We start from the raw sequence: 26,023 nt of genomic DNA, 5'->3' as shown, positions 1-26,023 counted from the left end.
GGCGCTTCCCCGATTCTGGCGGTCGACCTCCCGGCGACGTGTAAACTGCTGCCTTTTTTGACGGTTTGCAGCATGGTGCAAGCACCTCCGCGCCCGGCGCTGAGCGGCCCGGCGCTCGTCCGGCTGCTCGCGCGCCTGGCCGACGCCGACGTCGCGGAATCCCGGCAGACGCTGTCCGACCGGCTGAGCCAGTGGCTCGGCTGGACCGACGCGATCACGCTGTCGTCCGCGCTGAATGCGAGCCCGCCCGGCGTCGCGGCCGGCGTGCGCGGCTACGACGCCGAGCGCGACTGCGCACGCGTGCGCCACGAGCTCGCGCAGGCGATCACGGCCGCCAACCGGCCGCGTGCGCGGCGCCGGCCCGGCGATCCGCCGCCGCCGGCCGCCGACACGGCCGATTTCGCGGACTTCCGCCAGCGTTACCTGTCCCTGCAGCAGGACATGGAAACGGCGATCGGCCAGTTGCGTGGCCGCCTGCGGGTCGCGCTCGCCGCGTGCTCGTCCGGGATGGCGCGGCTCGCGACGCTCGACGCGATCATGGAGCGCGTGCTCGGCGCGCGCGAGCGCAGCCTGCTGTCGGCCGTGCCCGCGCTGCTCGGTGCGCGCTTCGGGCGGCTGCGCGACGCGGAGCGGCAGGCGCTGGCCGATGCCGAATCGGCAGCCGCAGCCGCAGCGGAATCCGCGGCCGCGGTTGATCCCGCCGATGACGGCGCGGCGATCGTCAACAGCCCGGCCGTCGCGGCGATCGTGCCCGGCGCATGGCTCGATACGTTTCGCGACGAGATGCAAAGCATCCTGCTTGCCGAACTCGAAGTCCGGTTTCAAACGGTAGACGGGCTGCTCGCGGCCCTTCGCACCTGCTAATCAACACGCTATGTCCAGAATTCGCCTTGATCTCGTTGTCTTCGTCGCCGGTCTGCTCGCTGTGGGCTGGATCGGCGTCGGCTATGTCGCGTCGAACCCGCTGGCGTCGGCCGTCACGCTGCTGATCGCCGCGTGCTACGTCGCCGGCGCATGGGAACTGCTGCGCTACCGGCAGGCCACCGCCACGCTGTCGCACGCGGTCGCCGGCCTGACCGAGCCGCCCGCGAAGCTCGACACGTGGCTCGACACGCTGCACCCGGGCCTGCGCGGCGCCGTGCGCGCGCGGGTCGAAGGCGCGCGCGTCGCGCTGCCGGGCCCGTCGCTCACGCCTTATCTCGTCGGCCTGCTCGTGCTGCTCGGCATGCTCGGCACGCTGCTCGGGATGGTCGTCACGCTGAAGGGCACGGGCGCCGCGCTCGAAAGCGCGACCGATCTCGACGCGATCCGCGCGTCGCTGATCGCGCCGGTGAAGGGCCTCGGCTTCGCATTCGGCACGTCGATTGCCGGCGTCGCGGCGTCCGCGATGCTCGGCCTGCTGTCCGCGCTCGTGCGCCGCGAGCGGATCGACGCGGCCCAGCAGCTCGACGCGAAGATCGCGACGACGCTGCGTGTGCACTCGTCCGCGCACCAGCGCGACGAATCGTTCCGGCTGCTGCAGCGCCAGGCCGACGTGATGCCGGCGCTGGTCGACCGCCTGCAGACGATGATGACGTCGCTCGAGGCGCGCAGCGTCGCGCTGCACGATCGCCAGATCGAAAGCCAGCAAGCGTTCTTCGATCGGACCGAGCGCGCGTATGCGGGCCTCGCGTCGAATGTCGGGGACGCGCTGAAGGAAAGCGCCGCCGAAAGCGCGCGCGTGGCCGGTGCCGCGCTGCAGCCGGTCGTCGCCGCGACGATGACGGGGCTCGCGCAGGAGATGGCCGCGCTGCGCGACACCGTGACGGGCGCCGTGCAGCGTCAGCTCGACGGGCTGACGGACGGCTTCGAGAAGACCACCGGCAACGTGACGGCCGTCTGGAGCCGCGCGCTCGACGAACAGCGCCGTGCGGGCGATGCCGTCGCGCAGCAGTTGCAGACGACGCTCGGCCAGTTCACCGAGACCTTCGCGCAGCGTTCGACGGACCTGCTCGACGGCGTCGCGACGCGCCTCGAATCGACCGAAAGCCGCCTGTCGGATGCCTGGCGCGATGCGCTGGCGCGCCAGGAGCAGGTCGGCGAGACGCTGGCCGGCCAGCATGCGCGTGCGCTGGGCGAGGCCGCCGCGACGTTCGAACGCCATTCGGGCGCGACGCTTGCCGCGATGCGCGAGTCGCACGCGGGGCTACAGACCGAGCTGGCCGCGCGCGACGAACGGCGCCTCACCGCGTGGAACGAATCGCTGGCCGCGATGGCCGCGAAGCTCGGCGACGAATGGCAACGCGCAGGCGAGCACAGCGCGGGCCGTCAGCAGGAAATCTGCGATGCACTCGCGCAAACGACGCGCGACCTGACTGCACAGGCTTCGGCTTTCGAACAGCGCTCGAACGACCTGCTGTCGACGATTCGCGAGTCGCACACGGGTTTGCAGACACAACTGGCCGCCCGCGACGAACAACGCCTCACCGCGTGGAACGAATCGCTGGCCGCGATGGCCGCGAAGCTCGGCGACGAATGGCAGCGTGCGGGTGTACACAGCGCGGGCCGTCAGGAGGAAATCTGCGATGCACTCGCGCAAACGACACGCGACCTGACCGCACAGGCTGCAACGTTCGAACAACGCTCGAACGACCTGCTGTCGACGATCCGCGATTCGCACACGGGCCTGCAGACGCAACTGGCCGCGCGCGACGAAGAACGCCTCACCGCGTGGAACGAATCGCTGGCCGCGATGGCCGCGAAGCTCGGCGACGAATGGCAGCGTGCAGGCGTGCACAGCGCAGGCCGTCAGCAGGAAATCTGCGACGCACTCGCGCAAACGACGCGCGACCTGACCGCACAGGCTGCAACGTTCGAACAACGCTCGAACGACCTGCTGTCGACGATCCGCGAGTCGCACACGGGCTTGCAGACGCAACTGGCCGCCCGCGACGAACAACGCCTCGCCGCGTGGAACGACTCGCTCGCCGCGATGGCGGCCGCGCTGCGCGACGAATGGGCGCACACGAGCGCGCAGGCCGCGACGCGCCAGCAGGACATCTGCGACACGCTGGCCCGCACCGCGAACGACATCACCGCGCAGGCGCAGGTGCATGCGAGCGACACGATCAACGAGATCGCGCGCCTCGTGCAGGCTGCGTCGGAGGCGCCGAAGGCCGCGGCCGACGTCGTCGCCGAACTGCGCCAGCGCCTGTCCGACAGCCTGGTGCACGACACCGCGATGCTCGAGGAACGCAGCCGCCTGCTCGCGACGCTCGAAACGCTGCTCGGCGCGGTCAATCACGCGTCGACCGAACAGCGCACCGCGATCGACGCGCTCGTCAGCACGTCGGCCGACCTGCTCGACCGCGTCGGGGCGCGCTTCAACGACACCGTCGACGCCGAAACGCGCAAGCTCGACTCGGTGGCCGCGCAAGTCACGGCGGGCGCGGTCGAAGTCGCGAGCCTCGGCGATGCGTTCGGGATGGCCGTGCAGGTATTCGGCGAGTCGAACGACAAGCTGCTGACCCATCTGCAACGCATCGAGGCCGCGCTCGAGAAGTCGCTCGCGCGCAGCGACGAGCAGCTCGAGTACTACGTCGCGCAGGCGCGCGAGGTGATCGACCTGAGCATGATGTCGCAGAAGCAGATCGTCGAAGACCTGCAGCAGCTCGCCGGTCGGCGGGCGTCCGTCGGAGCGTAACGCATGCACGACGAAATCGACGGCGGCGCGTCCTCCGCGCCGGTGTGGCCCGCGTTCGCCGACCTGATGTCGGTGCTGCTCGGCGCGTTCGTGCTGATCCTCGTCGGCGTGATCGGCATGCAGTTGCAGCTCACGTCGAAGCTCGAGGAAGCCGTGCGCGCGCGCCAGCAGGAAGCGCAGCAGCGCAAGTCGCTCGAGCAGGCGCTCGCCGGGCCGCTCGCGGCCGGCCGCGTGACGCTCGTGAACGGACGCATCGGCATCAGCGGCAACGTGCTGTTCGCGCTGAACTCCGACCAGTTGCAGCCCGCCGGCCGCGACCTGCTGAAGACGCTGGCCGCACCGCTCGCCGCCTACCTGAAGACACGCGACGAGATCCTGATGATCAGCGGCTTCGCTGACGACCAGCAGGTGCATGCCGGCAACCGCCAGTTCGCGGACAACTGGGAACTGTCGGCCAAGCGCGCGTTGACGGTCACGCGCGCGATGATCGACGCCGGCGTGCCGGCGTCGTCGGTGTTCGCGGCCGCGTTCGGCTCGGAACAGCCGGTCAGCTCGAATGCGGACGATGAAGGCCGCGCGAAGAACCGTCGCGTGGAGATCGCGCCGGTGCCGCGCAAGTCGGCATCGAACGGAGGGAACGCGAAGTGACCGACGACGCGACGCATGTTCGCGCGACACTCGACGCATGGCGCGAGCAGGGCGCCGACCGGCTCGACCCCGTGCGCTTTCTCCGGATCGACGCGCTCGAGCGGCGTGCGGCTGCGCTCGAAGGCAACGCGCGCGGGCTGCTCGACGCGCGGCTCGCCACGCTGATCGAAGGCTTCGCGGCGGTCGTCGCGCGGGCCGACGAAGCGAAGGCCGCCGCGGGCGACACCGCGCAAGCCGCCGATGGTGCGGCCGGACGCGGCCCGTCGCTGGCGGCGCTCGTCGAGCGGCTCGGCCGCGATGCGCAGGCCGACCGGCGCGGGCTCGATCCGGAGCTGGTCGACTACTTCCGCACGATGTGGTCGAAGGTCCGCACCGAACAGCAGTACCGCCAGTCGCTCGACCAGGTGCCGCGCAACGCGGGGCCGCTCAATTCGAACAGTCTCGTGCACCGGTCGCTCGCGACGATGCGCGAGCTGTCGCCGGAATATCTGCAGCAGTTCCTGTCGTACGTCGATGCGCTCGCGTGGCTCGAGGATCTCGCCGGCGGCGGCGCGCAGCCCGAGAAGGAAGCACCGCGCGCGAAGACCGTGAAGAAGAGCGCGCGCGCCAAGACCCGGTAGCGCGCGAGCACGCACCGTTGCCGCCGCGCGCCGGTCACATCGACGTCAGGCCCGACGCCGGCGCGCTTTGATAGCGGGCCGCGCTGATGAATTTCGAGAAGCGTTCGCACCAGATCACGACCGACGTGTATTGCGCGGGATTCACGTCGTCAGGAAGCGCCATGACGAAATTGCCGAATGTCTTCAGGTCGCCCACGCGTACGGCGCGCGCCTTGATCGCGAGGAACGACGCTCGCGTGTCGACGAAGGCCGGCACGAGATAGAGCTTGTAGTCGGGGCCCGGTGCGATGTCGCCCTCGAACGCGATCGACGAATCGGTGACGGTCAGCTTGCCGTCCGCCCAGTGCAGCGCGTCGCTGCCCGGCAGGTTGCGTTCGAAGCGGCCGGTATGGCGCGCGTTTTCCGCGGCCACTTGCAGTTCGACGGCGCTTGCGCCTTCCGTCGCCGTGAGGATCGGCAGCACGTAGATGCCCGCGGCGAACGCCGCGAGCCCCGTCGCGAGATGCGACGCGATCAGTATCCAGATTCTGGTTTTCATGTCGGACCCTTTGAACGAAAACGGAGGGTGGCGCCGGGCCACATGCCGGTAGTCGCGCGGGCCGGCGGAATCTGACAGCCGATCGGGTTTTCGTTCAACACGCCGTTACAGGCCGTTCCTGCCGGCGTGCCGCGTGGGACCTGCACCGTGACGCGACGCCGGATTTCTTCTTCGGCGAGTGTCATCTTTGCGCACGCGGCGCGACTCACTCTCCGTCGACAACATCGTCGATGCTCAGGAGAGATCAGATGAACAAGCTTGCTCTGTATGTTCTCGCGACGGTTGCCGCGACCGTTTCCGTTTCCGTTTCCGTGTCCGCGTGGGCCGCGCCGCAGTCCACCGTGACACGCGCGGAGGTGAAGGCCGAACTGGCCGCCCTGCGTGCGGCCGGCTACCGCCAGAACGGCGAAGACCCGTACTATCCGGCGCGGCTGGCGGAGGCGTTGAAGAAGGTCGGTTCGACCGGCACGTCGGCGGCCGATACCAGCGGATACGGAATGGCAGCACCGGCCGCGAGCGAATCGGGTTCGATGGCGGCCGACAGACCGATCTATCGCGGACGATGATCCGTGCCGGACGTTGCGCCCGTCGACGGGCGCGGCGTCCGATTAATCCGGACTGCGATGGACTTCCGGTTACGCAACATCAGCGTGCTGGCGTGCCTTCGGCGATCTCCGCGCCGAGCGCGTGCAACGCCTCGACCAGCGCCGCCGCGAACGGCGGATGCGCGGCGATGCCGGCCGCGTCGAGCTGGCTGCCGAGGATCGGGAGCGAGATCGACGCGCGCTCGACGATGCGCGCCGACATCACCGACAGCGTTTCCCGCAGCGCCGCGTCCGCATGCGTCGCGCGCGGCGATGCGTTCAGCACCGCGACCGGCTTGTACACGAACGCTTCGCATCCCACGACCCAGTCGAGCGCGTTCTTCATCACGCCGGTCACGCCGTGCGCGTATTCCGGGCTCGCGATCAGCACGCCGTCGGCGGCGTTCAGGCGATCGATCAGGTCGCGCACCGCGGCGGGCGACGGATATTCCGCGTCGGGGTTGAACAGCGGAAATTCGCCGAGGCGATCGAAGCGCGTGATGTGCGTCCCGGGCGGCGCGACGCGTGCCGCCGCATCCAGCAGCGCCGCGTTATACGACTGCGCACGCAGGCTGCCGCATAACGCGACGAGGTCGATGCGGCGCTCGGAATCGGGTTGGAGTTCGGTAGCCATCGAGGAGCGTGTCGTTGGGTGGTTTGCGCGATAGGGGCGCGCCGGCCCGACGGATTATCGCATCGGTGCACGGGCGGAGTGACGCGCTTGGGCGCCCCCGTGCAAGCGGTGCGGTTCGCGCCTTTCCCGCGGAAATCCCGGGTGGCGACATTCTGCGGCAACGACGTCGGCCATCCCGGCCGCGCGCGCGAATGCGCCGATTTCCCACCCGTTGCCGAGCAGCAGACGACGCGTATGCAGCGCGCCGTGCACGTCGTCGGCAACGGCTTCGCCGAGATAGCGCAGCGCGCGGCCTTCGATGTCGACGAAGCCGTGTCGATAGTCATGGGCCAGCGCGGTCCACAGCTGCGCCGCGCCGATCGACTGACGTGCGCCGCTGATCAGGCACAGGCCGGCGTCGAGTCCCCAGCGATACAGCGTCGTCGCGAGGCCCTTGCGTTGCGCGGATCCGCGCAGCCGCGTGTGCGGCGCGCGCAGGTAGCGGTCGGCGCGACGCGGGATTTCGGGCAGGCGGTTGAACACCGTATAGCCGGCGAGCTGGCGCGCGGCCGGATCCTCGACGTACAGGAAGTATTCGCCGTCGGCCTCGCGGTGGCGGACGATCAGGCCGGAGCGGCCGAGCGCGACGGCCGGCAGGCCGTGCAGGCGATGGCCCGGCTGGTGCAGGCGTGCGTAGAGCGAGTCGAGTTCATCGTCGATGTCGTGCTGGGAATGCTGTACGTCGATGCGCATGGCAAAAGGCGCCCGTCCCGGGCGGTCCGAGAAAGTGGTTCATCGCAAGAGGGGAGAGGAATGGGTGCGGCCCCCGGGCCCGGCGAAGCGAGCCGGGGCCGCGAATCAGCTGGGGATGTGCTGGAAACCGGCGGCGATCGCGGCGAGGCCCGCGATGCAGAGTGCGAACAGGATCAGGACTTTGTGAATCACGTCTCTCTCCTCATGAATGCGCGGCGCCGAAGGGCGGTGCCGCGGAGACGGTGACGGCGGGCACGGCCCGCGCGGCCGTCGTGCGCGACGACGGTCGGGTGTCCGGGCGACCGATCGGGCGCGGACGGCCAGCACCATACGCGAGGCGCCGGGAGCGGGCAATCGTATCGGTGGAGAAAAGTGACGAAACGCGGAGAATCGCATCGTTTCGCGACAATTGGCCGCATGGGAGCGCGCCGTAGCCTGAGCGGCGGGCCGGCTGGACAGTCGCTGCCGTGCACCGCGCGCCCGGCTGGTGCCGGCCTGGCGAACCGACTACACTGCACGGTCAACGCAAAACGCACCACGCAAGGATTCCTCCATGGGAGCTGGCCCGTCCACGGATCGCTGAGCCGCAACGACCTTCGTCAACCGGTCGTTGCGGCGATCTCCCGTTGTCCATCGCTGACCAGGCAGATCGCCGCCAGATTTCCCTTTCTGAGCGGATGCCTTGTCATGCCTGAACAATCCACGCCCGTGTGGGCCCATTCGTTGCCGTCGGCGCTCCTGCTGATGGCCCCTTTCGATCTCCTCGCTTCGCTGGCGATGGACGTGTACCTGCCGGTGATCCCGGACATGCCGTCCGCGCTCGGCACGTCGCCGGCCGTCGTCCAGTTGACGCTGAGCGTCTACATGGTCGTCCTCGGCCTGGGCCAGATGATCTTCGGCCCGTTGTCGGATCGCATCGGCAGACGGCCGGTGATGCTGGGCGGCGCGCTGTGTTTTTCGGCGGCTTCCCTGGCGCTTGCGGTCACCACCGGCGGCGTCCCGTTCGTCGTGTTGCGCGTGCTGCAGGCGCTGGGCGCCGCGGCGGCGCTCGTCGCCACGTTCGCGACCGTTCGCGATGTCTATGCCGACCGCCCCGAAGGCCGCATCATCTACAGCCAGTTCGGCGCGATGCTGGCGTTCGTGCCGGCGTTGGGCCCGCTGCTGGGCGCGGCCATCGCGACGGCCTGCGGATGGCGCGCGATCTTCGCGATGCTCGGCGTGCTGGGGCTGCTGGCATGCGGGCGCGCGTGGCCGCGCTGGCACGAAACGCGTCCGCGGACGGCAAACCGGCAGGGGCCGTCCGTCGCATCGATTCTCGGCAGCCGGCCGTTCCGGGTTCACACGCTCGCGTTTGCGGCCTCGATGGGCGCGTTCTTCGTGTTCTTCTCGACCGCGCCGCGCGTGCTGGTCGGTGCGGCCGGTTACTCGCGCGTGTCGTTCAGCGTGGCCTTTGCGACTGTCGCGATCGTCATGGTCGTCGTCTCGCGCTTCGCCGGGAGGTTCGTGTCGAAGTGGGGCGAGGCGGGCTGCGTGGCGCGAGGCGCGGTCGCGATGATGGCGGGCGCGATCGTGCTGGCGCTCGGCACGATCCTGACGAAGCCGTCGTTTGCGACGTTCGTGATGCCGATGTGGCTGGTTGCGGTCGGCATCGTGCTGATGTCGGCGGTGACGGCAAACGGTGCGCTGCGCGATTTCGGCGATGTCGCCGGCAAGGCAGTGGCGCTTTATTACGCGGTGCAGAGCGTGATCGTCACCGGCGTGGGCACGCTTGCGACGCTGGTGTTCGACGGGGCTACCGCGTGGCCGCTGGCGGCTTGCTGCTTCGGCATGGGCTTCGCGAGCTTCGTCTCGATCAGGAGGCTGACGCGTGCGACCGGCCATCTGCATGACGGGCGCGCTCGTGGCGTCGGTTTCGACTGAGCGCGCGCGGCGAAGCACGGCGATTTCCGGCGGCGCGGCGCTCCGGCGGAGTCGCGGGCGCGCGGCCGGTGCCGTCAACCATGGGCGGGCCAGCAGGCCCCGCCTTGTGCCGCCGTGTCAGGCCGGCGCGCGCTGCCCGAACGCCTGCCTCATCCGCGCGAACAACCCGTGCTGCGCGATCCATTCGGCATACGCGCGATAGTCGGGGTCGCGCATCAGGTGCCGTTCCTCGGTCTTCGCCCGCGTGTAGTAGATCAGGTTGACCGCGACGAGCCCCGCGCAGTGCATGAGCCCGACCTGCCAGCCGAGCGGCTCGACGAACGGTACCGACACCATCCAGTACGACAGGTTCTTCGTGATGTACGCCGGATGCTTCGTGAAGCGGTACGGGCCCGACGTGATGATCCCGCGGTTGGTGAGGTTCGAGAAACGCAGCCCGAACGAGATCGTGCACAGCGCGTAGGTCAGCAGCAGCAGGATGATCACCGCGCCCCAGATCACGCGCAGCGTCGGGGCCGACAGCAGCCAGTTGTCCCAGAACAACGTGCCTTCGTAGCGGATGTAGTTGTTCGAGAACAGCGACCAGAACGGCTGGTAGCACATCAGCGCGGCTACCCAGCCGAGCGTCGTCGGCTCGACGGTGCGCACGTGGCTGTCGAGGATGCGGAACGTGCACAGGTAGCCGACGGTGCCGAACATCAGGTCCATCGTGAACGACAGGTCGTACATGAACATGAAGGTCGCGATCGTCGCCGGCGCGTGCATCGCGTTCGCGAGCGACGCGGTCAGGTGATCGGCGTCCTTCGACAGGTAGACGGTCATCAGCGGCAGGAAGAACGCCTTCACGCCCCAGCCGGCCAGCATTTCGCGCACCGGCTTCCAGCTCGCGGGCTGCTCGCGGCGGAACAGGAAGCGGCCCCACAGCAGGTAGGCATCGTCGGTCTCGCGCTGGTGGCGGTCCATCCACGCGAAGTAGAACGGCGCGGCGACGATCACGTACGGCGCGAGCGAGCGCAGCAGCGACCAGAACGGCCGGTAGAACGCGCCGTGGTATTCGGGCAGCAGCCAGTAGATCGCGCCGATGCCCGCATAGATCGACGCCAGCGCGCCGAGCCGCGTCGCGACGCGCGCGATGCCGAGCGGGCGGACGGCCTGCCGCGACAGGCCCGCGCTCGGACGCAGGTAGACGCGCGAGATGAAGATTTCGTGCAGCGCGATCGTGCCGATGATCGCGAGGCTGGCGATGACCGCGCGCGTGGCCGCATCGAAAGTCGGCTGGCCGCGCGTGATCCACAGCGCGAACAGTCCGGCGGCGATGCCGAGCAGGCCGGCGCGCAGGGGCGTGGCGGAACGGGGCGGGCGGTCCTGGACCGCGGCGATGCCGTCAAGCGTGGAGTTCATGAGCGGATCCTCGTACGGGTGAAGGCCGGTGCCCCCGCTTGGCGGGTGACGCCGGCCGTCGGCCGGGCTTTGTATGGATGCGCGCCCGGCCATTGGCCTGTGGTTCTGATAGGTAAAGCGTTACTTCTTGGTGCCGCCGCCCAGCAGACCGCCGAGGAGGTTCGTCACCGGCGACAGCAGGTTGCCGGCGCCGCCCGCAGCACCGCCGTTCGAGCTGCCGGTCAGGCCGGCCGCCACGGAGCCGCCGCCGGCAGGCGTCGTGGCCGTGCCGGCCGCGCCGCCCGGGCTCGCGGTGCCGATGGCGCCCGCGGCGCCTGCCGGCGTCGTCAGCGCACCCGTCACCGTGCCGACCGGGCCGCTCGACAGCAGGCCGCCGAGCGTGCCCGTCACGTTGCCGCCCGGCGTCGTGACCGTGCCCGTAAGGCTGGCGCCGAGCGGCGTCAGCGAATTGACGAGGTTGGTGACCGGCGCCAGCAGGCCGCCGACACCCGCGCCACCGGTGCCGCTGGTGCCACTCGTTCCGCCGGTGCCGCTCGTGCCGCTCGAACCGAGGCCGCCGAGCGCACCCGTCAGCGAGCCGAGCAGGCCCGTGACCGGTCCGAGCGGGCCGCCGCTGCTCGTGCCGCTCGTGCCGCCCGAACCGCTCGAGCTGCCGCCGCCCAGGCCGCCCGTCAGCGTGCCGAGCAGGCCCGTGATCGGGGCGAGCGGGTTGCTGCCGCCCGTGCCGCTGCTGGAGCTGCCCGCGTTGTTGTCGTGGACGAGGCCGCCGGTGGACGTCACCGTGTTGCCGAGCTGTGCCACGACGCCGCCGAGGCCGGTGCCGACCGGGTTGCCGGTTGCGCCGCCGACCTTCGTGCCGGCGAGGGCGAGGCCGTTGCCGAGCGCGCTCAGCAGGCCGTTGAGCGGCGTGCCGAGCAGCGTGACGCCGCCGAGCGTCTGCGTGGCGCCCGGCGTCGTGACACCGCCGGTCAGCGTGTTCGTGATCGGGTTGATCACCTTGCCGACCTGCGTCTCGAGCTGCTGGACCGGCGAGCTGTTCAGCGCCGTGTTGAGGCCCGACGCGGTCGAGTTGACGGTGCCGCCCACGGTGTTGACGAGATCGCCGACGAGCGTCGTGACCGGCGACAGCGGCGACAGCGGGCCGGAGCCGAGGCTCTTCACCGCGTTGCCGAGGTTGTTGACCGCGCCGCCGGCGCCGGTCAGCAGGCCGGTGGTCGACGTCAGCGTCGGCCCGAGCGGGTTCGCCGACACGCCGATCGAGCCGAGGCCGGCCGCGACGCCGTTGCCGAGCGCCTGCACGCCGTTGCCGAGGCTCGTGACCGCGTTGCCGACGCTGTTGGCCGTCGTCGGGTTCGTGCCGGGGATCTGCACGCCGCCGATCACGCCGCCGCCGTTCGCGACCGTCGTACCGACTGCCGTCACGAGGTTGCCGGATTTCTGGAGGACATTGCCGAGCGGGGTGACGCCGGTGCCGGAGGTGCCGGAAGTGCCCGAGGTGCCCGACGTACCCGAGGTACCGGACGTACCCGACGTACCGGAAGTGCCCGACGTACCGGAGGTGCCCGAGGTGCCGGAAGTTCCCGACGTGCCGGAGGTACCCGAGGTGCCGGAAGTACCCGACGTGCCGGAGGTACCCGAGGTGCCGGAAGTGCCCGACGTACCGGAGGTACCCGACGTACCGGAAGTACCTGAGGTACCGGAAGTACCCGACGTACCGGAAGTACCCGACGTACCGGAAGTACCCGACGTACCGGAAGTACCCGACGTACCGGAAGTGCCCGACGTACCGGAAGTGCCCGACGTACCGGAGGTGCCCGAGGTGCCGGAAGTGCCCGAGGTGCCGGAAGTACCCGACGTGCCGGAGGTACCCGAGGTGCCGGAAGTGCCCGACGTACCGGAAGTGCCCGACGTACCGGAGGTGCCTGACGTACCGGAAGTACCCGACGTACCGGAAGTGCCCGACGTGCCGGAGGTACCCGACGTGCCGGAGGTACCCGACGTACCGGAAGTGCCCGACGTGCCGGAGGTACCCGACGTACCGGAAGTACCCGACGTACCGGAAGTACCCGACGTACCGGAAGTACCCGACGTACCGGAAGTGCCCGACGTACCGGAGGTGCCCGAGGTGCCGGAAGTGCCCGAGGTGCCGGAAGTACCCGACGTGCCGGAGGTACCCGAGGTGCCGGAAGTGCCCGACGTACCGGAAGTACCCGAGGTACCGGAAGTGCCCGAGGTGCCGGAAGTACCCGACGTACCGGAAGTGCCCGACGTACCGGAAGTCCCCGAAGTCCCCGAAGTCCCCGAAGTCCCCGAACTACCCGAAGTCCCGCCACCCGAAGTCCCACCGCCCGACGTACCCGAAGTCCCCGAGCTGCCGCCCGTCCCTGACGTGCTCGGTTTGATCGTCGGCGGGGTCGTCGGTCCATCGACCGAGCCGCAACCATATAGTGCGAGCAGCGACGAGACGGCCATCGTTACCGTCGTCTTCTTGAAGAGTGTGTGCATGTTGGCCTCGACATTGGAAGTGTGTCCAAGCCTCCTCTGCAAATTCCGCGCCACGACAGCATTCGCGAAACGGTGTCGCGCTTTATTGCAGGAATCGGGAAGATCGGCGCGATTTAAACGGAGTAACGGCGCTTTCGCGCGACGGGCATGCTCGGTGCGCGGGCGCGGCGGTTGCGATGTTCCCGTAAGCCGCCGTAACGCGCGGCGCGATGTTACGTAGCGTTCGATATCGCGTTGCGCGGATGGCCACGAACCGAGGGCCGCATCTTTGACGAAACGCGCCGGCCCGATGAACATGGCGCGAAATCCCCGGCTGCCGACGATGCCGAAGCGGCCACGACTCCATACAGGAACCGGACATGAGCGAACAGGACAGGGAAAACGGCAAGGCGCGACGAATCGACGTGATGGGCGAGGCGTTCGTCGAGCGTGCGATGCGCGACCTCGACGGTTTTTCGCGCCCGCTGCAGAACTGGCTGAACGAGCACGCGTGGGGCAGCACGTGGCAGCGCGACGGGATCGACCTGAAGACGCGCAGCCTGTGCACGTGCGCGATGCTGGCGGCGCTCGGCCGCGGCACGGAACTGAAGGGTCACATTCGCGGCGCGCTCAACAACGGCGCGAGCCTCGTCGAGATCCGCGAGGTGTTGCTGCACAGCGCGCTGTACGCGGGCGCGCCGGCCGCGGTCGAGGCATTCCGCAGCGCGCGGGAGGTGATCTCGGATCTCGGGCTGTCGGTGCCCGACGACGAAGCCTGATTCCGCCGCCGCTTCGGCTGCACGGCGGGCGCGGAATCAGGCGCGGTTTCGCTGGTTTCGCTGGTTTCTCTGGTTCCAGGCTCAGTGCGCGACGCGCGCTGCCTGCGGTGCCGCCTCGGCCGGCGCGGCGGCGACTTCGAGCAGCCAGTCGGCGGTGGCCTCCGGAATCGTGACCGGCAGCATGTGCCCGCCCTCGACGACCTTCAGCCGCACGCGCGCCGATTTCTTCGCGAGCGCGTCGCCGTGCTCGCGCCAGTTCAGGATCGGATCGGCGCGGCCGTACAGCACGTCGACCGGCAGCGCGAGATCCGCGTAGCGGCGTTCCATCGCGGGCAGGTCGACGGGTGCCGACAGCAGGTCGGTCGCCGTCGCGTAGAACACGTGCGGGCGCATCCCGAGCAGGCCGCCGCCCTTGACCGGGAAGTCGCGCGGCACGTCTTCCGGCGCGAACACCTGGCGCACGGCCTTGCGGCCGGTCAGGATCGTCAGCGGGATCGCGAAGGTCCACGACACGAAGCGGCGCACGAGCGGCGAGGGCAGCATCAGCGGCTTGAACGGCGCCGGCGGCTCGGTCTGCTGGTGCGACAGCGGCGCGATCAGCGCGAGCCGGCTCACGCGGTCCGCATGGTTGAGGCCGACGGCAAGCGCGATCGCGCCGCCGAGCGAGTGGCCGACCAGCACGGGCTTGTCGAGCCGCAGCGCGTCGATGAACGCGGCGACCGTGCGGGCCTGCGCGAACACGTTCGCCTGCGAAGCCGCGCCGCGCAGCGAGCGGCCGGCGCCCGGGCGGTCGATGAGGATCACGCGATGCCGCTGCGCGAGCCGTGCGAGCGGCAGGTACGCGAAATTGCGCAGTTGCCCGGCGAGCCCGTGGACGAACACGATCGGCGGGCCGTTACCGTATTCGACGTAGTGGATGCGGTCGCCGCCGACGTCGACGAAGCGGCCTTCGGGCGGAAACGCACGCGTCACGCGACGGGCCACATAACCGGTAAACAGCGCGAGCGCGGCGAGCGCCGCGACGACGCCGAACAATACGTTCTGAATCAGATGGAGCGTAGGGGTCATGTCGGCCTCAACGGGGTTCGAGTGCGGGTTCGGCAACCGGCGCCGCGGCGGCCGCGCCGGCTTTCGCGCGGCGTTCGAAATGCATCGCCGAATCGGCGAGCGCGCTGAACTTCAGCGACGCGAGATCGCGCACGTAGTTCTGGTGGAATTTCCACGGCTTGCGATGGCCCTGCTTCGGCAGGATGCCGGCCGCGCGCTGGATGTAGCCCGAGCTCAGGTTGACGGCCGGCACGTCGCCGAGCTCGCCGGCGCCGAGCCGCGGCACGCACGTGTCGTAGTCGTTCGCGCGCATGTGGTTGAGCAGCCGGCACACGTAGCGCGCGATCAGCTCGGCCTTCAGCGTCCACGACGCGTTCGTGTAGCCGAACGACGACGCGAGGTTCGGCACGTCGCTGTACATCATTCCCTTGTACGACACGGTCTCCGGCAGGTCGACCGCGCGGCCGTCGACCGTGACGCGCGCGCCGCCGAGCATCTTCACCTTCAGCCCGGTCGCGGTGACGATCACGTCCGCGTCGAGCTGCTGGCCGCTCTTCAGCTTGAGGCCGGTCGGCGTGAAGCGCTCGATCTCGTCGGTGACGATCGACGCGCGGCCCGCGCGGATCGACTTGAACAGGTCGCCGTTCGGCACGAGGCACACGCGCTGGTCCCACGGCATGTAGCGCGGCGTCAGGTGCTTCGCGACGTCGAAGTCGGGGCCGAGCTGCTTGCTGGCCGCGCGGATGATGAACTTCTTCGTCTGGTCGGGCTTGCGGCGCGACACGTTGTACAGGTAAATCGTCAGCAGCACGTTCTTCACGCGCACGAGCCGGTGCGCGAGCCGGGACGGCAGCACGCGTCGCAACGCATTCGCGATCTTGTCGCGCGCGGGCAGCGACACGATGTAGGTCGGCGAGCGCTGCAGCATCGTCACGTGCTGCGCGTCGGCCGCCATCGACGGCACGAGCGTGACGGCCGTCGCGCCGCTGCCGATCACGACGACGCGCCGGTTCGCGTACGACAGGTCCTTCGGCCAGTGCTGCGGATGCACGAGCTTGCCTTCGAACGTGTCCATCCCGGCCCAGTCGGGCAGGTAGCCGGCGTCGTAGTCGTAGTAGCCGCTGCACATGAACAGGAAGCGGCAGGTGTAGACGAGCGTGTCGGTCTTGCCGCCCTGCGTGCGCTCGATGCGCACCGTCCAGCGCGCGCGGTTCGAATCCCAGTCGGCCGCGACGACTTTCTGGCCGTAACGGATCGTCTTGTCGATGCCGTAGGTGCGCGCGGTGTCGCGGATGTAGTCGAGGATCGTCTGGCCGTCGGAGATCGCCTTGTCGCTGTGCCACGGGCGGAAGCTGTAGCCGAGCGTGAACATGTCGGAATCCGAACGGACGCCCGGATAGCGGAACAGGTCCCAGGTACCGCCGATCGCGTCGCGCGCCTCGACGATGGCCACGCTTGCATACGGGCAGCGCTGCTTCAGGTGATACGCCGCGCCGATGCCGGACAGGCCGGCACCGACGATCAGCACGTCGAGGTCGCGGCTGTCGCCGGGGGCGGGCGGCGCGTCGCGCCGGTCGGTTGTCGTCGAGGTCATGCCGGGTCCTTGGTGGGCGTGGTCGGGAGCGCGGCCGGGGCTTCCTTCGGGCGGAGGTTGCGGGCCCGGGCGCGGCGCACGTGGCGCAGCATCAGCCACTGGTAACCCGCGCCGAGCAGGCGCGCGATCCTGTCGAGCCGGCGTGCGTCGGCGCCGACGAGCACGCGGCGCGCATTGCGCTCGACACCCGCGAGGATTTGCCGCGCGGCCTCGTCGGCCGTCGTCGCGTTGATCAGCCGGTTCGCCTGGCGGCGATGGGTCGCTTCGTCCTGGCCCGTGAGTGCGTGGATGCTGGTATCGACGCGGCCCGCGTCGACGATGTTCGTCGCGACGCCGCCCGGATGCACGCAGGTCGCGCTCACCGGTGCGCCGTCGAGTTCGAGCTCCATCCGCAGCGCCTCGGTAAAGCCGCGCACCGCGAACTTGGTCGCGTTGTAAGCGCTTTGTGTGGGCATCGCGACGAGCCCGAACAGGCTCGACGTATTGACGACGTGACCGTCGCCCGACGCGCGCAGGTGCGGCAGGAATGCCTGCGTGCCGTGCACGACGCCCCAGAAGTTGATGCCGACGATCCATTCGAGATCGGCGATGTCCGCGGTCTCGGCGCTGGCGGCCAGCGACACGCCCGCGTTGTTGAAGATCAGGTTGACCTTGCCATGCCCGGCGCGCACGAAATCGGCCCACGCGAACACCGCATCGCGGTCGGCGACGTCGAGCCGCCGCGTGCTCACGCGCACGCCATGCTGAGCGCAGGCGGCCGCCGTGCCGGCGAGCCCGGTTTCGTTGACGTCGGCGAGCGCGACCTCGCAGCCACGCCGCGCAAGCTCGACCGCGAGGCTGCGGCCCATGCCCGAACCGGCGCCCGTGATCGCGGCGACCTTGCCGGAAAACCCGTTCATCCGTTGCTCCTCCCGTTCCGCTTGCCCCGTGCCGGCGGCGCGTCTAATGTGGTGTTAGTCGTCACCACTTTAGTTTTCGGGTGTCCTGATGTCAAATAGCGGAATGGAGAAAGCACTCGAAACGGAAAAACGGGGCCGCTCGTATGGCGGCGTGGCGCCCGAGGTGCGGGCCGCCGAGCGGCGCGACGCGCTGATCCGCGCGGCGACGCGTGTGTTCGGCACGGTCGGGTTCCGCAAGGCGACGGTACGGTCGATCTGCCAGGAAGCGAAGCTGAACGATCGCTATTTTTATGCGGCGTTCGACAGCACCGAGGATTTGCTGCGCTGCACCTACCTGCATCACGCGCAGCAGTTGCACGAGGCAGTCGAGCGGGCAGTGGCCGAGCGCGGCGGCGATCTGCGCGAGAGCATCGATGCCGGGCTCGCCGCGTTCTTCGCGTTCCTGCGCGACCCGTGCGCGGCGCGCGTGCTGCTGCTCGAGGTGATGGGCGTGAGCGCGGACACCGACATGACCTACCAGCGCATGCTGATCGACTTCGGCAAGCTGATCATGGCGATCGGCGCGCCGCGCGAAGCGGCGACGCCCGCGGAACGCACCGAGCAGCGGCTGATCGGGCTCGCGCTCGTCGGCGCGATGACGAACGTCGGCGCGGCGTGGCTGCTCACGGAATATCGCGATCCGGAAGCGCAGATGGTCGCGAGTTGCAGGAAGGTGCTGCTGGGGACGTTGCGGGAGACAAGCTGACCGGATGGTGTCGCGTTGTTCCCGGCATGTCCGCCGGCAAATTGCAGGTTCAAAGTCAAAATAAAGAAGCTAATACACGGCGCACGGCACGTCGGGTTGTCTCTTTTTTGATTTGATTCGGTTTGCGTGTGACGATGAGTGGGTTAAAACAATCCGGATCAAATTAAAAAGGCGGCGCAATGCAAAAAGGCAGTTCGCATTGCGCCGTTCATGGCGCGAAACCCTCAGCGCCCAGGCACCTCGATCAGGAACCCGTGTATCCCCCCGGTTCGGCCTTCACCGTCCCGGCGATACGCGGTCGTCGTGCCGCCACTGGTCTGGCCGGCGCTGCCGACCCGCCGGCACGTCGCCGACACGTTGCCGCCTGCCCGGCTGAACGCGCCCGTGTGCCGGCCCTGGCCGTAGCAGCAGTGCTCGGTGATCCGGTTGCCGTTGGCCGCGTCGACACGAATCGACGGTGTGGTTCCCGATGAAATTGCGGCAGCTTACATTTCAAACTCCTTGATTGATTTAATGAGTCGGAGAATTGAAGTGCTTCGGCAAACGCAGGTCAATGAATTGCCATGAAAAAGTTTAGTGGATAAGCCGAAAATAAAATATCGAATTTTTTGGATTCAATAATCTCGTTTATTCACGGTTGCGGAGCGGTTCGAAAGCGAACTGGAAGCGAGGGGAAATCGCCGCCTGCCGGCATTGCGCGGGCCGGGTCCGGTCGGGCGCGCCGGGCGGCCGTATGCGGCACGCAAGCGCTTGCGTGCCGTGCCGATGAGCCGGCTCACGCGCGCCGATTGAAAACGGAGGTCTGGCGCTCGCGTTCGCCCGTGATCCAGTCGCCGAACAGCTGGATCTTCTGCTGCTGCTCGGCGCCGCCCGGATACACGAAGTAATAGCCCATCCCGGTCGGCATCGACACGTCGAACGGCGTCACGAGCCGGTGCGCCGCCACGCTTTCGTCGACGAGCGTCCGGTCGCCGATCGCGATGCCGTAGCCGTCGATCGCCGCGTGGGTGGCGAGGTCGAGCGTCTCGAAGCTCAATCCGCGCGTCGAGTCGACGTGCGGTGCGCCCGCATGGTCGAGCCACCGTTTCCAGTCGCGGTGATCGCGGGTCGGATGCAGCAGCGTATGGTCGGCCAGGTCGTCGACGCTTGCGAGCGGATGCCGGTTCAGCAGGTCCGGCGAGCATACCGGCGTGAGCCGCTCTTCGAACAGCGGGATCGCATGCATGTCGGGGCCGGCGCCGGGGGCGTAGATCACCGCGGCGTCGAACGGCTCCATGCGGAAATCGACGTGATGGCCCCAGGTCGTCGTGATCTGCACCTGGAGTTCCGGGTGCTCGGACTGAAACCGCATGATCCGCGGCAACATCCACTGCATCATGCAGGTCGGCACCTTCAGCGCGAGCTCGGTGCGCCGGCGCGACAGGCGCATCGATACCTCTTCGATGCGCGCAAAGCTCTCGCGCACCGTCGGTAACAGCAGCTCGCCTTCCGCCGTCAGCGTCAGTCCCTTTGGCGTGCGCTTGAATAGCGGGAACTGGTAGAACGCCTCCAGCGCGAGGACCTGCCGGCTCACCGCACCCTGCGTCAGGCACAGCTGCTCGGCGGCGCGCGTGAAGCTGCCGTGGCGGGCGACGATGTCGAAGATCTGCAGCGCGTTGAGGGAAGGCAGTCGTTTCATCGGAAAGGCCGGCATGGAACGGGCGATCGGAAGGGGCGGGTGCGGCGCGTCGCGTCGCGTCGCGGCAGCGTTCAGTGCAGGATCTTCGCGAGGAAGTCCTTCGCGCGTTCCGATTTCGGATGCGAGAAGAAATCGTCCTTGCGGTCGTCCTCGACGATCGCGCCCTTGTCCATGAAGATCACGCGATGCGCGACCTTCTTCGCGAAGCCCATCTCGTGCGTGACGACCATCATCGTCATCCCCTCCTGCGCGAGTTCGACCATCACGTCGAGCACTTCGTTGATCATCTCGGGGTCGAGCGCGGACGTCGGCTCGTCGAACAGCATCGCGATCGGATCCATCGACAGCGCGCGCGCGATCGCGACACGCTGCTGCTGGCCGCCCGACAGCTGGCCCGGGAACTTGTGCGCATGCGCCTTCAGGCCGACCCGATCGAGCAGCTTCAGGCCCTTCTCGTTCGCCTCGTCCTTGCCGCGGCCGAGCACCTTGATCTGCGCGAGCGTCAGGTTCTCGGTGATCGACAGGTGCGGGAACAGCTCGAAATGCTGGAACACCATCCCGACCTTCGAGCGCAGCTTCGACAGGTTCGTCTTCTTGTCGCCGACCGACTGGCCGTTCACGAGGATCTCGCCCTGCTGGAACGGCTCGAGGCCGTTGACGGTCTTGATCAGCGTCGACTTGCCCGAGCCCGACGGGCCGCACACGACGACCACTTCGCCTTTCCTGACCTCGGTCGTGCAATCGGTGAGGACCTGAAACGGGCCGTACCACTTCGAAACGTTGCTGATGGAAATCATGGGGGATACCTGCATCGTAATGAGGCGCGCGCGGCGCCGGTTCAGCGTGCCTTCGCGACGCGGTAGCGGCGTTCGAGCACGCGGGCGTACCACGTCAACGGGAAGCACATCGCGAAGTAGAGCAGCGCGACCATCGCGTAGATCGGAAACGGCTTGAACACCGCATTGGTGATGATGTTGCCGGTCTTCGTGAGTTCGGTCAGCCCGATGATCGACGTCAGCGCCGTGCTCTTCACCGCCTGCACGAGAAAGCCGACGGTCGGCGGCAGCGCGATTTTCCATGCCTGCGGCCACACCGCGTAACGGAGTTGTTGCGTCCACGTCATGCCGAGGCTGGCCGCCGCACTCCACTGGCCGCGCGGCACGGCGTCGACGCAGCCGCGCCAGATGTCGGCCAGGTATGCGCTCGCGTTCAACGTCAATACGACCGATGCGGCGGTCCACGGCGTCACGTCGATGCCGATCAGCGGCAGCCCGAAGAAACCGAGGAACAGCTGCATCAGCAACGGCGTGCCCTGAAACAGCTCGACGTACAGGCTCACGAAGCGGCGCAGCGCCGGCACCGGCGAGATGCGCATCGCGAGCAGCGCAAACCCGGCGACGCTGCCGCCGACGAACGTGATCAGCGACAGCAGCATGGTCCAGCGCGCGGCCAGTAGCAGGTTCCACGCAATATCCTGGAAGGTGAATTCGATCATCGGGCACGCTCCGTCGGGAGGCCGGTTTCAGGGGAGCGCGCGCGCCATGTAAAGCGGGCAACGCACGAGCGGCGCGGTGCGGCGGCCGCACCGTGCGGCGCGCGGCCCGCGAACAGACGGCGGCCGACGCGATTGAGCAGCATGCGCAGCGCGATCGACAGCAGTAGGTAGATCGCAGTCACGACGATGTAGATCTCGAACGCACGGAAATTGCGCGACTGGATGAAGTTCGCCGCATAGGTCAGGTCGGGCACCGAGATCTGCGACACGACGGCCGAACCGAGCATCACGATCAGCACCTGCCCGAGCAGCGCGGGGTACACGTTCGCGAGCGCCTGCGGCAGCACGACCTGACCGAACACCTGCCGGCCGTGCAGCCCGAGCGCACGTGCGGCCTGCGTTTGCCCGTGCGGAACCGATTCGATGCCGGCCCGCAGGATCTCGACCGCATACGCGCCCAGGTTGACCGTCATCGCCAGCACGGCCGCCTGCGCTTCGTCGATGTGCACGCCGATCCCGGGCAGCCCGAAGAAGATGAAGAACAGCTGGACCAGGAACGGCGTATTGCGGATCAGCTCGACATAGGCCGCGACCAGCGTGCGTGCCCAGCGCGGGCCGGCGAGCGCGGCCCACGCGCCGGCGGTGCCGATCAGGCCGCCGAGCGCGGTGGAGGCCGCGGTGAGGCCGAGCGTCACGCCGATCCCGCGCGCGAGCATGCCGGCGTAGAGGCCGAAATCGCTGAAGTCGAACACGTAGGTCATAACGATACCTTCCGTCGTGAATGCGGGGCGGGCGCGACGCGCATCACAGGTCGGCCGGCAGTGCCGCGTGCAGCCACTTCTGCGACAGGGTGTTCAGCGTGCCGCTTTTCTTCGCGCCGGCGATCGCGTCATTGACCTTCTGCATCAGGCGCGGCTCGTTCTTGTTCAGGCCGACGTGATCGGGCGAGCTGAACAGCGAGAACTTCTGCTCCGGATCGATCGACGGATGGCGCGCGATGATCGTCGCGCCGACGTCGTTGCCGATCACGAGCAGTTGCGCCTGCCCCGACAGGAACGCCGCGATCGCGCCGTTCGGATCGTCGAAGCGCTTGATCGTCGCGTTCGGCGGCGCGACCTTGCTCACGCTCAGGTCCTCGAGCGTGCCGCGCGCGACCGCGACCGACTTGCCGGCGAGATCGGCGGTGCCTTTCACGGCGAGCGATTTCGGGCCGAATACCGCGAGATAGTACGGCGCATACGCGTTCGAGAAATCGATCACCTTCGCGCGCTCCGGCGTCTGGCCGACCGACAGCAGCATGTCGGTCTTGCGGTCGGCGAGATACGCCATTCGGTTGTCGCCGGTGACCTGCACGAGCTCGACCTTCGCGTTGAGCGCCTTGCCGATCAGCGCCGCCATGTCGATGTCGTAACCTTGCGGCTTCATGTCGGGGCCGATCGAGCCGAACGGCGGGTAGTCCTCGAACACGCCGATGCGCACGACGCCGGATTTCGCGATCGTGTCGAGTGCGTCGGCATGTGCGAGCGGCGCGATGGCGGCGAGATCCGCCGCGCAGGTGCAGACGAGGGCGGTGCGGGCGAGCAGGCGTCGCACGAGACGGTGGGCTTGGGTCGATGCGTTCATGATGGAGTCCTTGTTGCTGCGCTGGGGAAAGAACCGGAAATCAGGCGCCGCGTGCGGCGATCAGCTTGCATGCATGCGCGGGTAGCTCGGCGGCGACCGGCATGCCGACGTGCAGGTCGGGCGTTTCGCGCGGCGTCGTCGCTGCCGTCAGCGTGAAGCCGCGGCAATCGATCGTCGCCTCGATCGACGCGCCGACGTCGCGCACGAACGTGACCGTGCCGGCGAGCGTGTTCGGCGCGGACGGCGAGCCCGAGGCCGCGCGCACGCACACGTCCTCGGGGCGAATCAGCAGGCGCACGGCGTCGTCCGCGCGCGGCGCGTCGGGCGCGCGCCGGATCGCGAGCCGTTGTCCGCCCGGCAGCACGATCGCGTCGTCGCCGTCGCACGCGACCGGCAGGATGTTGCCGAGGCCGATGAAATCCGCGACGAATTCGTTGACCGGATCGCGATAGATGTCGAGCGGCCGGCCGACCTGCTGGATGCGGCCTTTCTCCATTACGACGATCTCGTCGGCCATCGTCATCGCTTCGCGCTGGTCGTGCGTGACCATGATCGTCGTGATGCCGAGCCGTTGCTGGAGCAGCCGGATCTCGACCTGCATCGCCTCGCGCAGCTTCGCGTCGAGCGCCGACAGCGGCTCGTCGAGCAGCAGCAGACGCGGAGACGAAGCGATCGCGCGTGCGATCGCGACGCGCTGGCGCTGCCCGCCCGACAGTTGCGTGACGAGCCGGTCGGCCAGGTGCGGAAGCTGGATGAGTTCCAGCAGCTCCGCGACACGCTGCGTTTGAGCCGTCCTGGCCGTCTTGCGCAGCCGCAGCGGATACGCGATGTTTTGCGCGACCGTCATGTGCGGGAACAGCGCGAGCGACTGGAACACCATGCCGAAGTCGCGCCGGTTGGCCGGCACGTGCGTGAGGTCGCGGCCGGCGAACGTGATCGTGCCCGACGTCGGCGTCTCGAGGCCGGCGATGATCCGCATCAGCGTGGTCTTGCCGCAGCCCGACGGGCCGAGAAAGCAGACGAGCTTGCCGTCCGGCACGGACAGGTCGACGTGATCCACGGCATACGCGTGCTGGAAGCGCTTCGTCACGCTCTGAAGGGTGAGCTGGGTCATGGGGAGTCCTTGGATGGGCGAGGGCGGAGTCGTGCGCGTATCAGAGCGCAACGCCCTTGTCGCCGACGAGTTTTTCGAGCATCCAGATCAGCGCGAAATCGATCGCGACGGTGAACACCGCGAAACAGAACACGGTCGGGTCGAGCGACGACACGGTGCGGCTGTAGAGCCAGACCGGCAGCGTCATCGTGTCGACGCTGTACAGGAAGAACGTCACCGTGAACTCGTTGAACGACACGATGAACGCGAACAGCATGCCGGCGAGGACGCCCGGCCGCATCAGCGGCAGGACGACATCGACGAACGCGCGGCGCGGGCTCGCGCCCATCAGGCACGCGGCTTCCTCGAATTCCGGGCCGATCGACGCGACCGATGCCGCGCAGTTCTTCACGGTAAACGGCAGCGTCAGGATCACGTGCGCGACGACGAGCCGCACGAGCCCGAGTTCGACCGGCAGCGCGTTGAACACGAGCAGCAGCGCGAGGCCGAGCATGACGAGCGGATAGACGATCGGCAGCGCGACGAGCTGCTCGACGAACGTCTTGCCGCGGAAGCGATAACGCGACAGCGCGTAGGCGGCGGGTACCGAAACCGCAGTCGCGACCAGCATCGTCGCGATCGCGACGACGAGGCTCGTCGTCAGCGCGGCACCCATCGATTGCGCACTGCCGGCATCGGCGGTCACGAAGGTCTGCCAGGCGGCGCGGTACCAGTGCAGGCTGAAATCGCGCGGCGGGAATTCGAGCGTGCCCGACGAGCCGAACGACATCGTGATCATCGTCACGATCGGCAGTGCGGCGAGGCACAGCACGAGCGTCGCGAGGGTGCCGGTCGCGCGGCTCAGACGGCCGGGCAGCGGTGCTCGCGGCAGAAGGGCATTCATCGGTTCACCTCGTCACGTTGCAGCGCGCGCACGAGGCGCTGGGAAACCGCCATCACGACGAGCGTCGCGCCCATCAGCACGACACCCGAGGCCGACGCGGCCGGCCAGTTCAGCAGCGGCGCGACCTGGTCATGCACGAGCACCGCGAGCATCGGCACGCGCCGGCCGCCGAGCAGCAGCGGCACCGCGAATGCACTCGCGTTGTAGGCGAACACGAGCAGCGCACCCGATACGAGCCCCGGCATCGCGAGCGGCAGCGTCACGTGCCGCAGCGTCTGCCAGCGCGTCGCGCCGAGCGTCGCGGCGGCTTCGTCGTACGCGCGGGACACGGCACGCAGCGCGCTCGACAGCGGCAGCACGGCGAGCGGGAATGCGGTCTGGATCAGCCCGAGCAGCACGCCGTGTTCGCGGTACAGCAGCTGCAGTGGCCGTTCGATGACGCCGGCCGCCAGCAGCGAGCGGTTGAGCAGGCCCGCCGGGCCGAGCATCACGAGCCAGCCGTAACCCTGCAGCAGCAGGTTGACGAGCAGCGGCAGCAGCACGCCGGCAAGCATGAGTCGCCGCGCGAGCCGCGATTCGGCGCGCGCCATCGCCAGCGCGACCGGGATCGCGAGCAGCACCGCGCATACCATGCTCTGGAACGCGAGGCGCAGCGTGAGCCACAGCGAGTGCATGAAGTACGGGTCGGCGAGATCGGCGTAGTTCTGCAGCGTGAACGTGCGCCATTCGTCGCCCGGCGTACCGACGCTCATCCGCAGCACGGTGAGCGTCGCCGCCGCGAGCACCGCGAGGAATGCGAGGATCGGCGCAAGCAGCAGCCACGGCGGCACGCCGGGCCGCGCGGCAGCGGCGGCCGAAGCGCCGCCGGCCGGGCCGGCGGCGACGGGTTCCGCGTGACGGGAGGAAGGCAGCGAGGCCATGTC

Annotated in this window: 24 protein-coding genes; 8 read left to right on the top strand and 16 right to left on the bottom strand. The window is 68.7% G+C overall.

Annotation, left to right across the window (positions count from 1 at the left end; translation table 11 throughout):
* Nucleotides 1-72 precede the first annotated feature (72 nt).
* From ACTJLD_RS07900 to ACTJLD_RS07885, 4 genes are read left to right on the top strand one after another with little or no spacing between them, the layout of a single operon-like run.
* Nucleotides 73-864 carry a DUF3348 domain-containing protein gene (locus tag ACTJLD_RS07900; RefSeq protein WP_440658478.1) on the top strand — a complete coding sequence of 264 codons (792 nt, stop codon included), beginning with the start codon at nt 73-75 and terminating at the stop codon, nt 862-864.
* A 10-nt stretch (nt 865-874) separates the two neighbouring features.
* Complete coding sequence (locus tag ACTJLD_RS07895; protein WP_440658477.1) at nt 875-3,682, top strand: DUF802 domain-containing protein; 2,808 nt, start codon at nt 875-877, stop codon at nt 3,680-3,682.
* A 3-nt stretch (nt 3,683-3,685) separates the two neighbouring features.
* Nucleotides 3,686-4,330 (top strand): OmpA family protein, encoded by a 645-nt coding sequence (locus ACTJLD_RS07890; RefSeq protein ID WP_021163899.1) that lies wholly within the window; start codon nt 3,686-3,688, stop codon nt 4,328-4,330.
* Entirely contained in the window at nt 4,327-4,950 is a 624-nt protein-coding gene (locus ACTJLD_RS07885; RefSeq protein WP_440658476.1) for a DUF2894 domain-containing protein, read from the top strand. The genes ACTJLD_RS07890 and ACTJLD_RS07885 overlap by 4 nt, the downstream gene beginning before the upstream one ends.
* 34 nt (nt 4,951-4,984) lie before the next feature.
* Here ACTJLD_RS07885 and ACTJLD_RS07880 read toward each other — a convergent pair whose 3' ends face one another.
* Nucleotides 4,985-5,488: a DM13 domain-containing protein gene (locus tag ACTJLD_RS07880; protein ID WP_124534446.1), complete on the bottom strand. Its 504-nt coding sequence runs from the start codon at nt 5,486-5,488 to the stop codon at nt 4,985-4,987.
* 248 nt (nt 5,489-5,736) lie between these two features.
* Between ACTJLD_RS07880 and ACTJLD_RS07875 the strand changes: the two genes are divergently transcribed.
* Nucleotides 5,737-6,054, top strand: coding sequence for a DUF4148 domain-containing protein (locus ACTJLD_RS07875; RefSeq protein WP_440658475.1), 318 nt, complete (start codon nt 5,737-5,739; stop codon nt 6,052-6,054).
* A 79-nt stretch (nt 6,055-6,133) separates the two neighbouring features.
* Here the strand turns inward: ACTJLD_RS07875 and ACTJLD_RS07870 are convergent, their stop codons facing one another.
* On the bottom strand, nt 6,134-6,706 hold the full coding sequence (locus ACTJLD_RS07870; RefSeq protein WP_060317116.1) for an NADPH-dependent FMN reductase: 573 nt from the start codon (nt 6,704-6,706) through the stop codon (nt 6,134-6,136).
* Nucleotides 6,707-6,760: 54 nt separating this feature from the next.
* Entirely contained in the window at nt 6,761-7,438 is a 678-nt protein-coding gene (locus ACTJLD_RS07865) for a hypothetical protein (protein ID WP_060171275.1), read from the bottom strand.
* A 687-nt stretch (nt 7,439-8,125) separates the two neighbouring features.
* Here ACTJLD_RS07865 and cml point away from each other — a divergent pair.
* On the top strand, nt 8,126-9,358 hold the full coding sequence (gene cml, locus ACTJLD_RS07860; protein WP_440658473.1) for a CmlA/FloR family chloramphenicol efflux MFS transporter: 1,233 nt from the start codon (nt 8,126-8,128) through the stop codon (nt 9,356-9,358).
* A 117-nt stretch (nt 9,359-9,475) separates the two neighbouring features.
* Here cml and ACTJLD_RS07855 read toward each other — a convergent pair whose 3' ends face one another.
* On the bottom strand, nt 9,476-10,759 hold the full coding sequence (locus ACTJLD_RS07855; RefSeq protein WP_176100623.1) for an isoprenylcysteine carboxylmethyltransferase family protein: 1,284 nt from the start codon (nt 10,757-10,759) through the stop codon (nt 9,476-9,478).
* 120 nt (nt 10,760-10,879) lie between these two features.
* On the bottom strand, nt 10,880-13,264 hold the full coding sequence (locus ACTJLD_RS07850; RefSeq protein ID WP_440658472.1) for a collagen-like triple helix repeat-containing protein: 2,385 nt from the start codon (nt 13,262-13,264) through the stop codon (nt 10,880-10,882).
* Nucleotides 13,265-13,623: 359 nt separating this feature from the next.
* Between ACTJLD_RS07850 and ACTJLD_RS07845 the strand changes: the two genes are divergently transcribed.
* Nucleotides 13,624-14,022 carry a carboxymuconolactone decarboxylase family protein gene (locus tag ACTJLD_RS07845; protein WP_027790880.1) on the top strand — a complete coding sequence of 133 codons (399 nt, stop codon included), beginning with the start codon at nt 13,624-13,626 and terminating at the stop codon, nt 14,020-14,022.
* Nucleotides 14,023-14,103: 81 nt separating this feature from the next.
* Here ACTJLD_RS07845 and ACTJLD_RS07840 read toward each other — a convergent pair whose 3' ends face one another.
* Genes ACTJLD_RS07840 through ACTJLD_RS07830 form a run of 3 tightly spaced genes read right to left on the bottom strand, consistent with a single transcriptional unit; the run spans nt 14,104 to nt 17,562 of the window.
* On the bottom strand, nt 14,104-15,090 hold the full coding sequence (locus tag ACTJLD_RS07840) for an alpha/beta fold hydrolase (protein ID WP_321839060.1): 987 nt from the start codon (nt 15,088-15,090) through the stop codon (nt 14,104-14,106).
* 7 nt (nt 15,091-15,097) lie between these two features.
* Nucleotides 15,098-16,663, bottom strand: a complete 1,566-nt coding sequence (locus ACTJLD_RS07835) for a flavin-containing monooxygenase (RefSeq protein WP_440658470.1) — start codon at nt 16,661-16,663, stop codon at nt 15,098-15,100.
* Nucleotides 16,660-17,562 (bottom strand): SDR family NAD(P)-dependent oxidoreductase, encoded by a 903-nt coding sequence (locus tag ACTJLD_RS07830; protein WP_027790883.1) that lies wholly within the window; start codon nt 17,560-17,562, stop codon nt 16,660-16,662. The genes ACTJLD_RS07835 and ACTJLD_RS07830 overlap by 4 nt, the downstream gene beginning before the upstream one ends.
* Before the next feature lie 88 nt (nt 17,563-17,650).
* Between ACTJLD_RS07830 and ACTJLD_RS07825 the strand changes: the two genes are divergently transcribed.
* On the top strand, nt 17,651-18,307 hold the full coding sequence (locus ACTJLD_RS07825) for a TetR/AcrR family transcriptional regulator (protein WP_440658469.1): 657 nt from the start codon (nt 17,651-17,653) through the stop codon (nt 18,305-18,307).
* A 775-nt stretch (nt 18,308-19,082) separates the two neighbouring features.
* Here the strand turns inward: ACTJLD_RS07825 and ACTJLD_RS07820 are convergent.
* From ACTJLD_RS07820 to ACTJLD_RS07785, 8 genes are all read right to left on the bottom strand, one after another.
* Entirely contained in the window at nt 19,083-19,985 is a 903-nt protein-coding gene (locus tag ACTJLD_RS07820; RefSeq protein WP_060196759.1) for a LysR substrate-binding domain-containing protein, read from the bottom strand.
* Nucleotides 19,986-20,056: 71 nt separating this feature from the next.
* Nucleotides 20,057-20,782: an amino acid ABC transporter ATP-binding protein gene (locus tag ACTJLD_RS07815; protein ID WP_059859364.1), complete on the bottom strand. Its 726-nt coding sequence runs from the start codon at nt 20,780-20,782 to the stop codon at nt 20,057-20,059.
* Nucleotides 20,783-20,823: 41 nt separating this feature from the next.
* Nucleotides 20,824-21,480: an amino acid ABC transporter permease gene (locus tag ACTJLD_RS07810; protein WP_021162904.1), complete on the bottom strand. Its 657-nt coding sequence runs from the start codon at nt 21,478-21,480 to the stop codon at nt 20,824-20,826.
* Nucleotides 21,477-22,241, bottom strand: a complete 765-nt coding sequence (locus tag ACTJLD_RS07805) for an amino acid ABC transporter permease (RefSeq protein WP_060313310.1) — start codon at nt 22,239-22,241, stop codon at nt 21,477-21,479. The genes ACTJLD_RS07810 and ACTJLD_RS07805 overlap by 4 nt, the downstream gene beginning before the upstream one ends.
* Before the next feature lie 43 nt (nt 22,242-22,284).
* Nucleotides 22,285-23,103 (bottom strand): transporter substrate-binding domain-containing protein, encoded by an 819-nt coding sequence (locus ACTJLD_RS07800; RefSeq protein ID WP_440658468.1) that lies wholly within the window; start codon nt 23,101-23,103, stop codon nt 22,285-22,287.
* 40 nt (nt 23,104-23,143) lie between these two features.
* Entirely contained in the window at nt 23,144-24,217 is a 1,074-nt protein-coding gene (locus ACTJLD_RS07795; RefSeq protein ID WP_060207776.1) for an ABC transporter ATP-binding protein, read from the bottom strand.
* A gap of 40 nt (nt 24,218-24,257) precedes the next feature.
* Nucleotides 24,258-25,100, bottom strand: coding sequence for an ABC transporter permease (locus ACTJLD_RS07790; RefSeq protein ID WP_021162908.1), 843 nt, complete (start codon nt 25,098-25,100; stop codon nt 24,258-24,260).
* Complete coding sequence (locus ACTJLD_RS07785) at nt 25,097-26,020, bottom strand: ABC transporter permease (RefSeq protein WP_027790891.1); 924 nt, start codon at nt 26,018-26,020, stop codon at nt 25,097-25,099. Before ACTJLD_RS07785 ends, ACTJLD_RS07790 begins: the two co-directional genes overlap by 4 nt.
* Nucleotides 26,021-26,023: the final 3 nt, after the last annotated feature.

Source organism: Burkholderia sp. 22088 (genome assembly GCF_052045915.1).
Classification (GTDB): domain Bacteria; phylum Pseudomonadota; class Gammaproteobacteria; order Burkholderiales; family Burkholderiaceae; genus Burkholderia; species Burkholderia cepacia.
This window is presented reverse-complemented; position numbering and strand designations above follow the sequence as displayed.

Excerpts from the sequence above, each read along its gene's own strand:
- ACTJLD_RS07900 (WP_440658478.1), top strand. The coding sequence starts at position 73 with ATGGTGCAAGCACCTCCGCGCCCGGCGCTGAGCGGCCCGGCGCTCGTC.
- ACTJLD_RS07895 (WP_440658477.1), top strand. The coding sequence starts at position 875 with ATGTCCAGAATTCGCCTTGATCTCGTTGTCTTCGTCGCCGGTCTGCTC.
- ACTJLD_RS07890 (WP_021163899.1), top strand. The coding sequence starts at position 3,686 with ATGCACGACGAAATCGACGGCGGCGCGTCCTCCGCGCCGGTGTGGCCC.
- ACTJLD_RS07880 (WP_124534446.1), bottom strand. The coding sequence starts at position 5,488 with ATGAAAACCAGAATCTGGATACTGATCGCGTCGCATCTCGCGACGGGG.
- ACTJLD_RS07875 (WP_440658475.1), top strand. The coding sequence starts at position 5,737 with ATGAACAAGCTTGCTCTGTATGTTCTCGCGACGGTTGCCGCGACCGTT.
- ACTJLD_RS07870 (WP_060317116.1), bottom strand. The coding sequence starts at position 6,706 with ATGGCTACCGAACTCCAACCCGATTCCGAGCGCCGCATCGACCTCGTC.
- ACTJLD_RS07865 (WP_060171275.1), bottom strand. The coding sequence starts at position 7,438 with ATGCGCATCGACGTACAGCATTCCCAGCACGACATCGACGATGAACTC.
- cml (WP_440658473.1), top strand. The coding sequence starts at position 8,126 with ATGCCTGAACAATCCACGCCCGTGTGGGCCCATTCGTTGCCGTCGGCG.
- ACTJLD_RS07855 (WP_176100623.1), bottom strand. The coding sequence starts at position 10,759 with ATGAACTCCACGCTTGACGGCATCGCCGCGGTCCAGGACCGCCCGCCC.
- ACTJLD_RS07850 (WP_440658472.1), bottom strand. The coding sequence starts at position 13,264 with ATGCACACACTCTTCAAGAAGACGACGGTAACGATGGCCGTCTCGTCG.
- ACTJLD_RS07845 (WP_027790880.1), top strand. The coding sequence starts at position 13,624 with ATGAGCGAACAGGACAGGGAAAACGGCAAGGCGCGACGAATCGACGTG.
- ACTJLD_RS07840 (WP_321839060.1), bottom strand. The coding sequence starts at position 15,090 with ATGACCCCTACGCTCCATCTGATTCAGAACGTATTGTTCGGCGTCGTC.
- ACTJLD_RS07835 (WP_440658470.1), bottom strand. The coding sequence starts at position 16,663 with ATGACCTCGACGACAACCGACCGGCGCGACGCGCCGCCCGCCCCCGGC.
- ACTJLD_RS07830 (WP_027790883.1), bottom strand. The coding sequence starts at position 17,562 with ATGAACGGGTTTTCCGGCAAGGTCGCCGCGATCACGGGCGCCGGTTCG.
- ACTJLD_RS07825 (WP_440658469.1), top strand. The coding sequence starts at position 17,651 with ATGTCAAATAGCGGAATGGAGAAAGCACTCGAAACGGAAAAACGGGGC.
- ACTJLD_RS07820 (WP_060196759.1), bottom strand. The coding sequence starts at position 19,985 with ATGAAACGACTGCCTTCCCTCAACGCGCTGCAGATCTTCGACATCGTC.
- ACTJLD_RS07815 (WP_059859364.1), bottom strand. The coding sequence starts at position 20,782 with ATGATTTCCATCAGCAACGTTTCGAAGTGGTACGGCCCGTTTCAGGTC.
- ACTJLD_RS07810 (WP_021162904.1), bottom strand. The coding sequence starts at position 21,480 with ATGATCGAATTCACCTTCCAGGATATTGCGTGGAACCTGCTACTGGCC.
- ACTJLD_RS07805 (WP_060313310.1), bottom strand. The coding sequence starts at position 22,241 with ATGACCTACGTGTTCGACTTCAGCGATTTCGGCCTCTACGCCGGCATG.
- ACTJLD_RS07800 (WP_440658468.1), bottom strand. The coding sequence starts at position 23,103 with ATGAACGCATCGACCCAAGCCCACCGTCTCGTGCGACGCCTGCTCGCC.
- ACTJLD_RS07795 (WP_060207776.1), bottom strand. The coding sequence starts at position 24,217 with ATGACCCAGCTCACCCTTCAGAGCGTGACGAAGCGCTTCCAGCACGCG.
- ACTJLD_RS07790 (WP_021162908.1), bottom strand. The coding sequence starts at position 25,100 with ATGAATGCCCTTCTGCCGCGAGCACCGCTGCCCGGCCGTCTGAGCCGC.
- ACTJLD_RS07785 (WP_027790891.1), bottom strand. The coding sequence starts at position 26,020 with ATGGCCTCGCTGCCTTCCTCCCGTCACGCGGAACCCGTCGCCGCCGGC.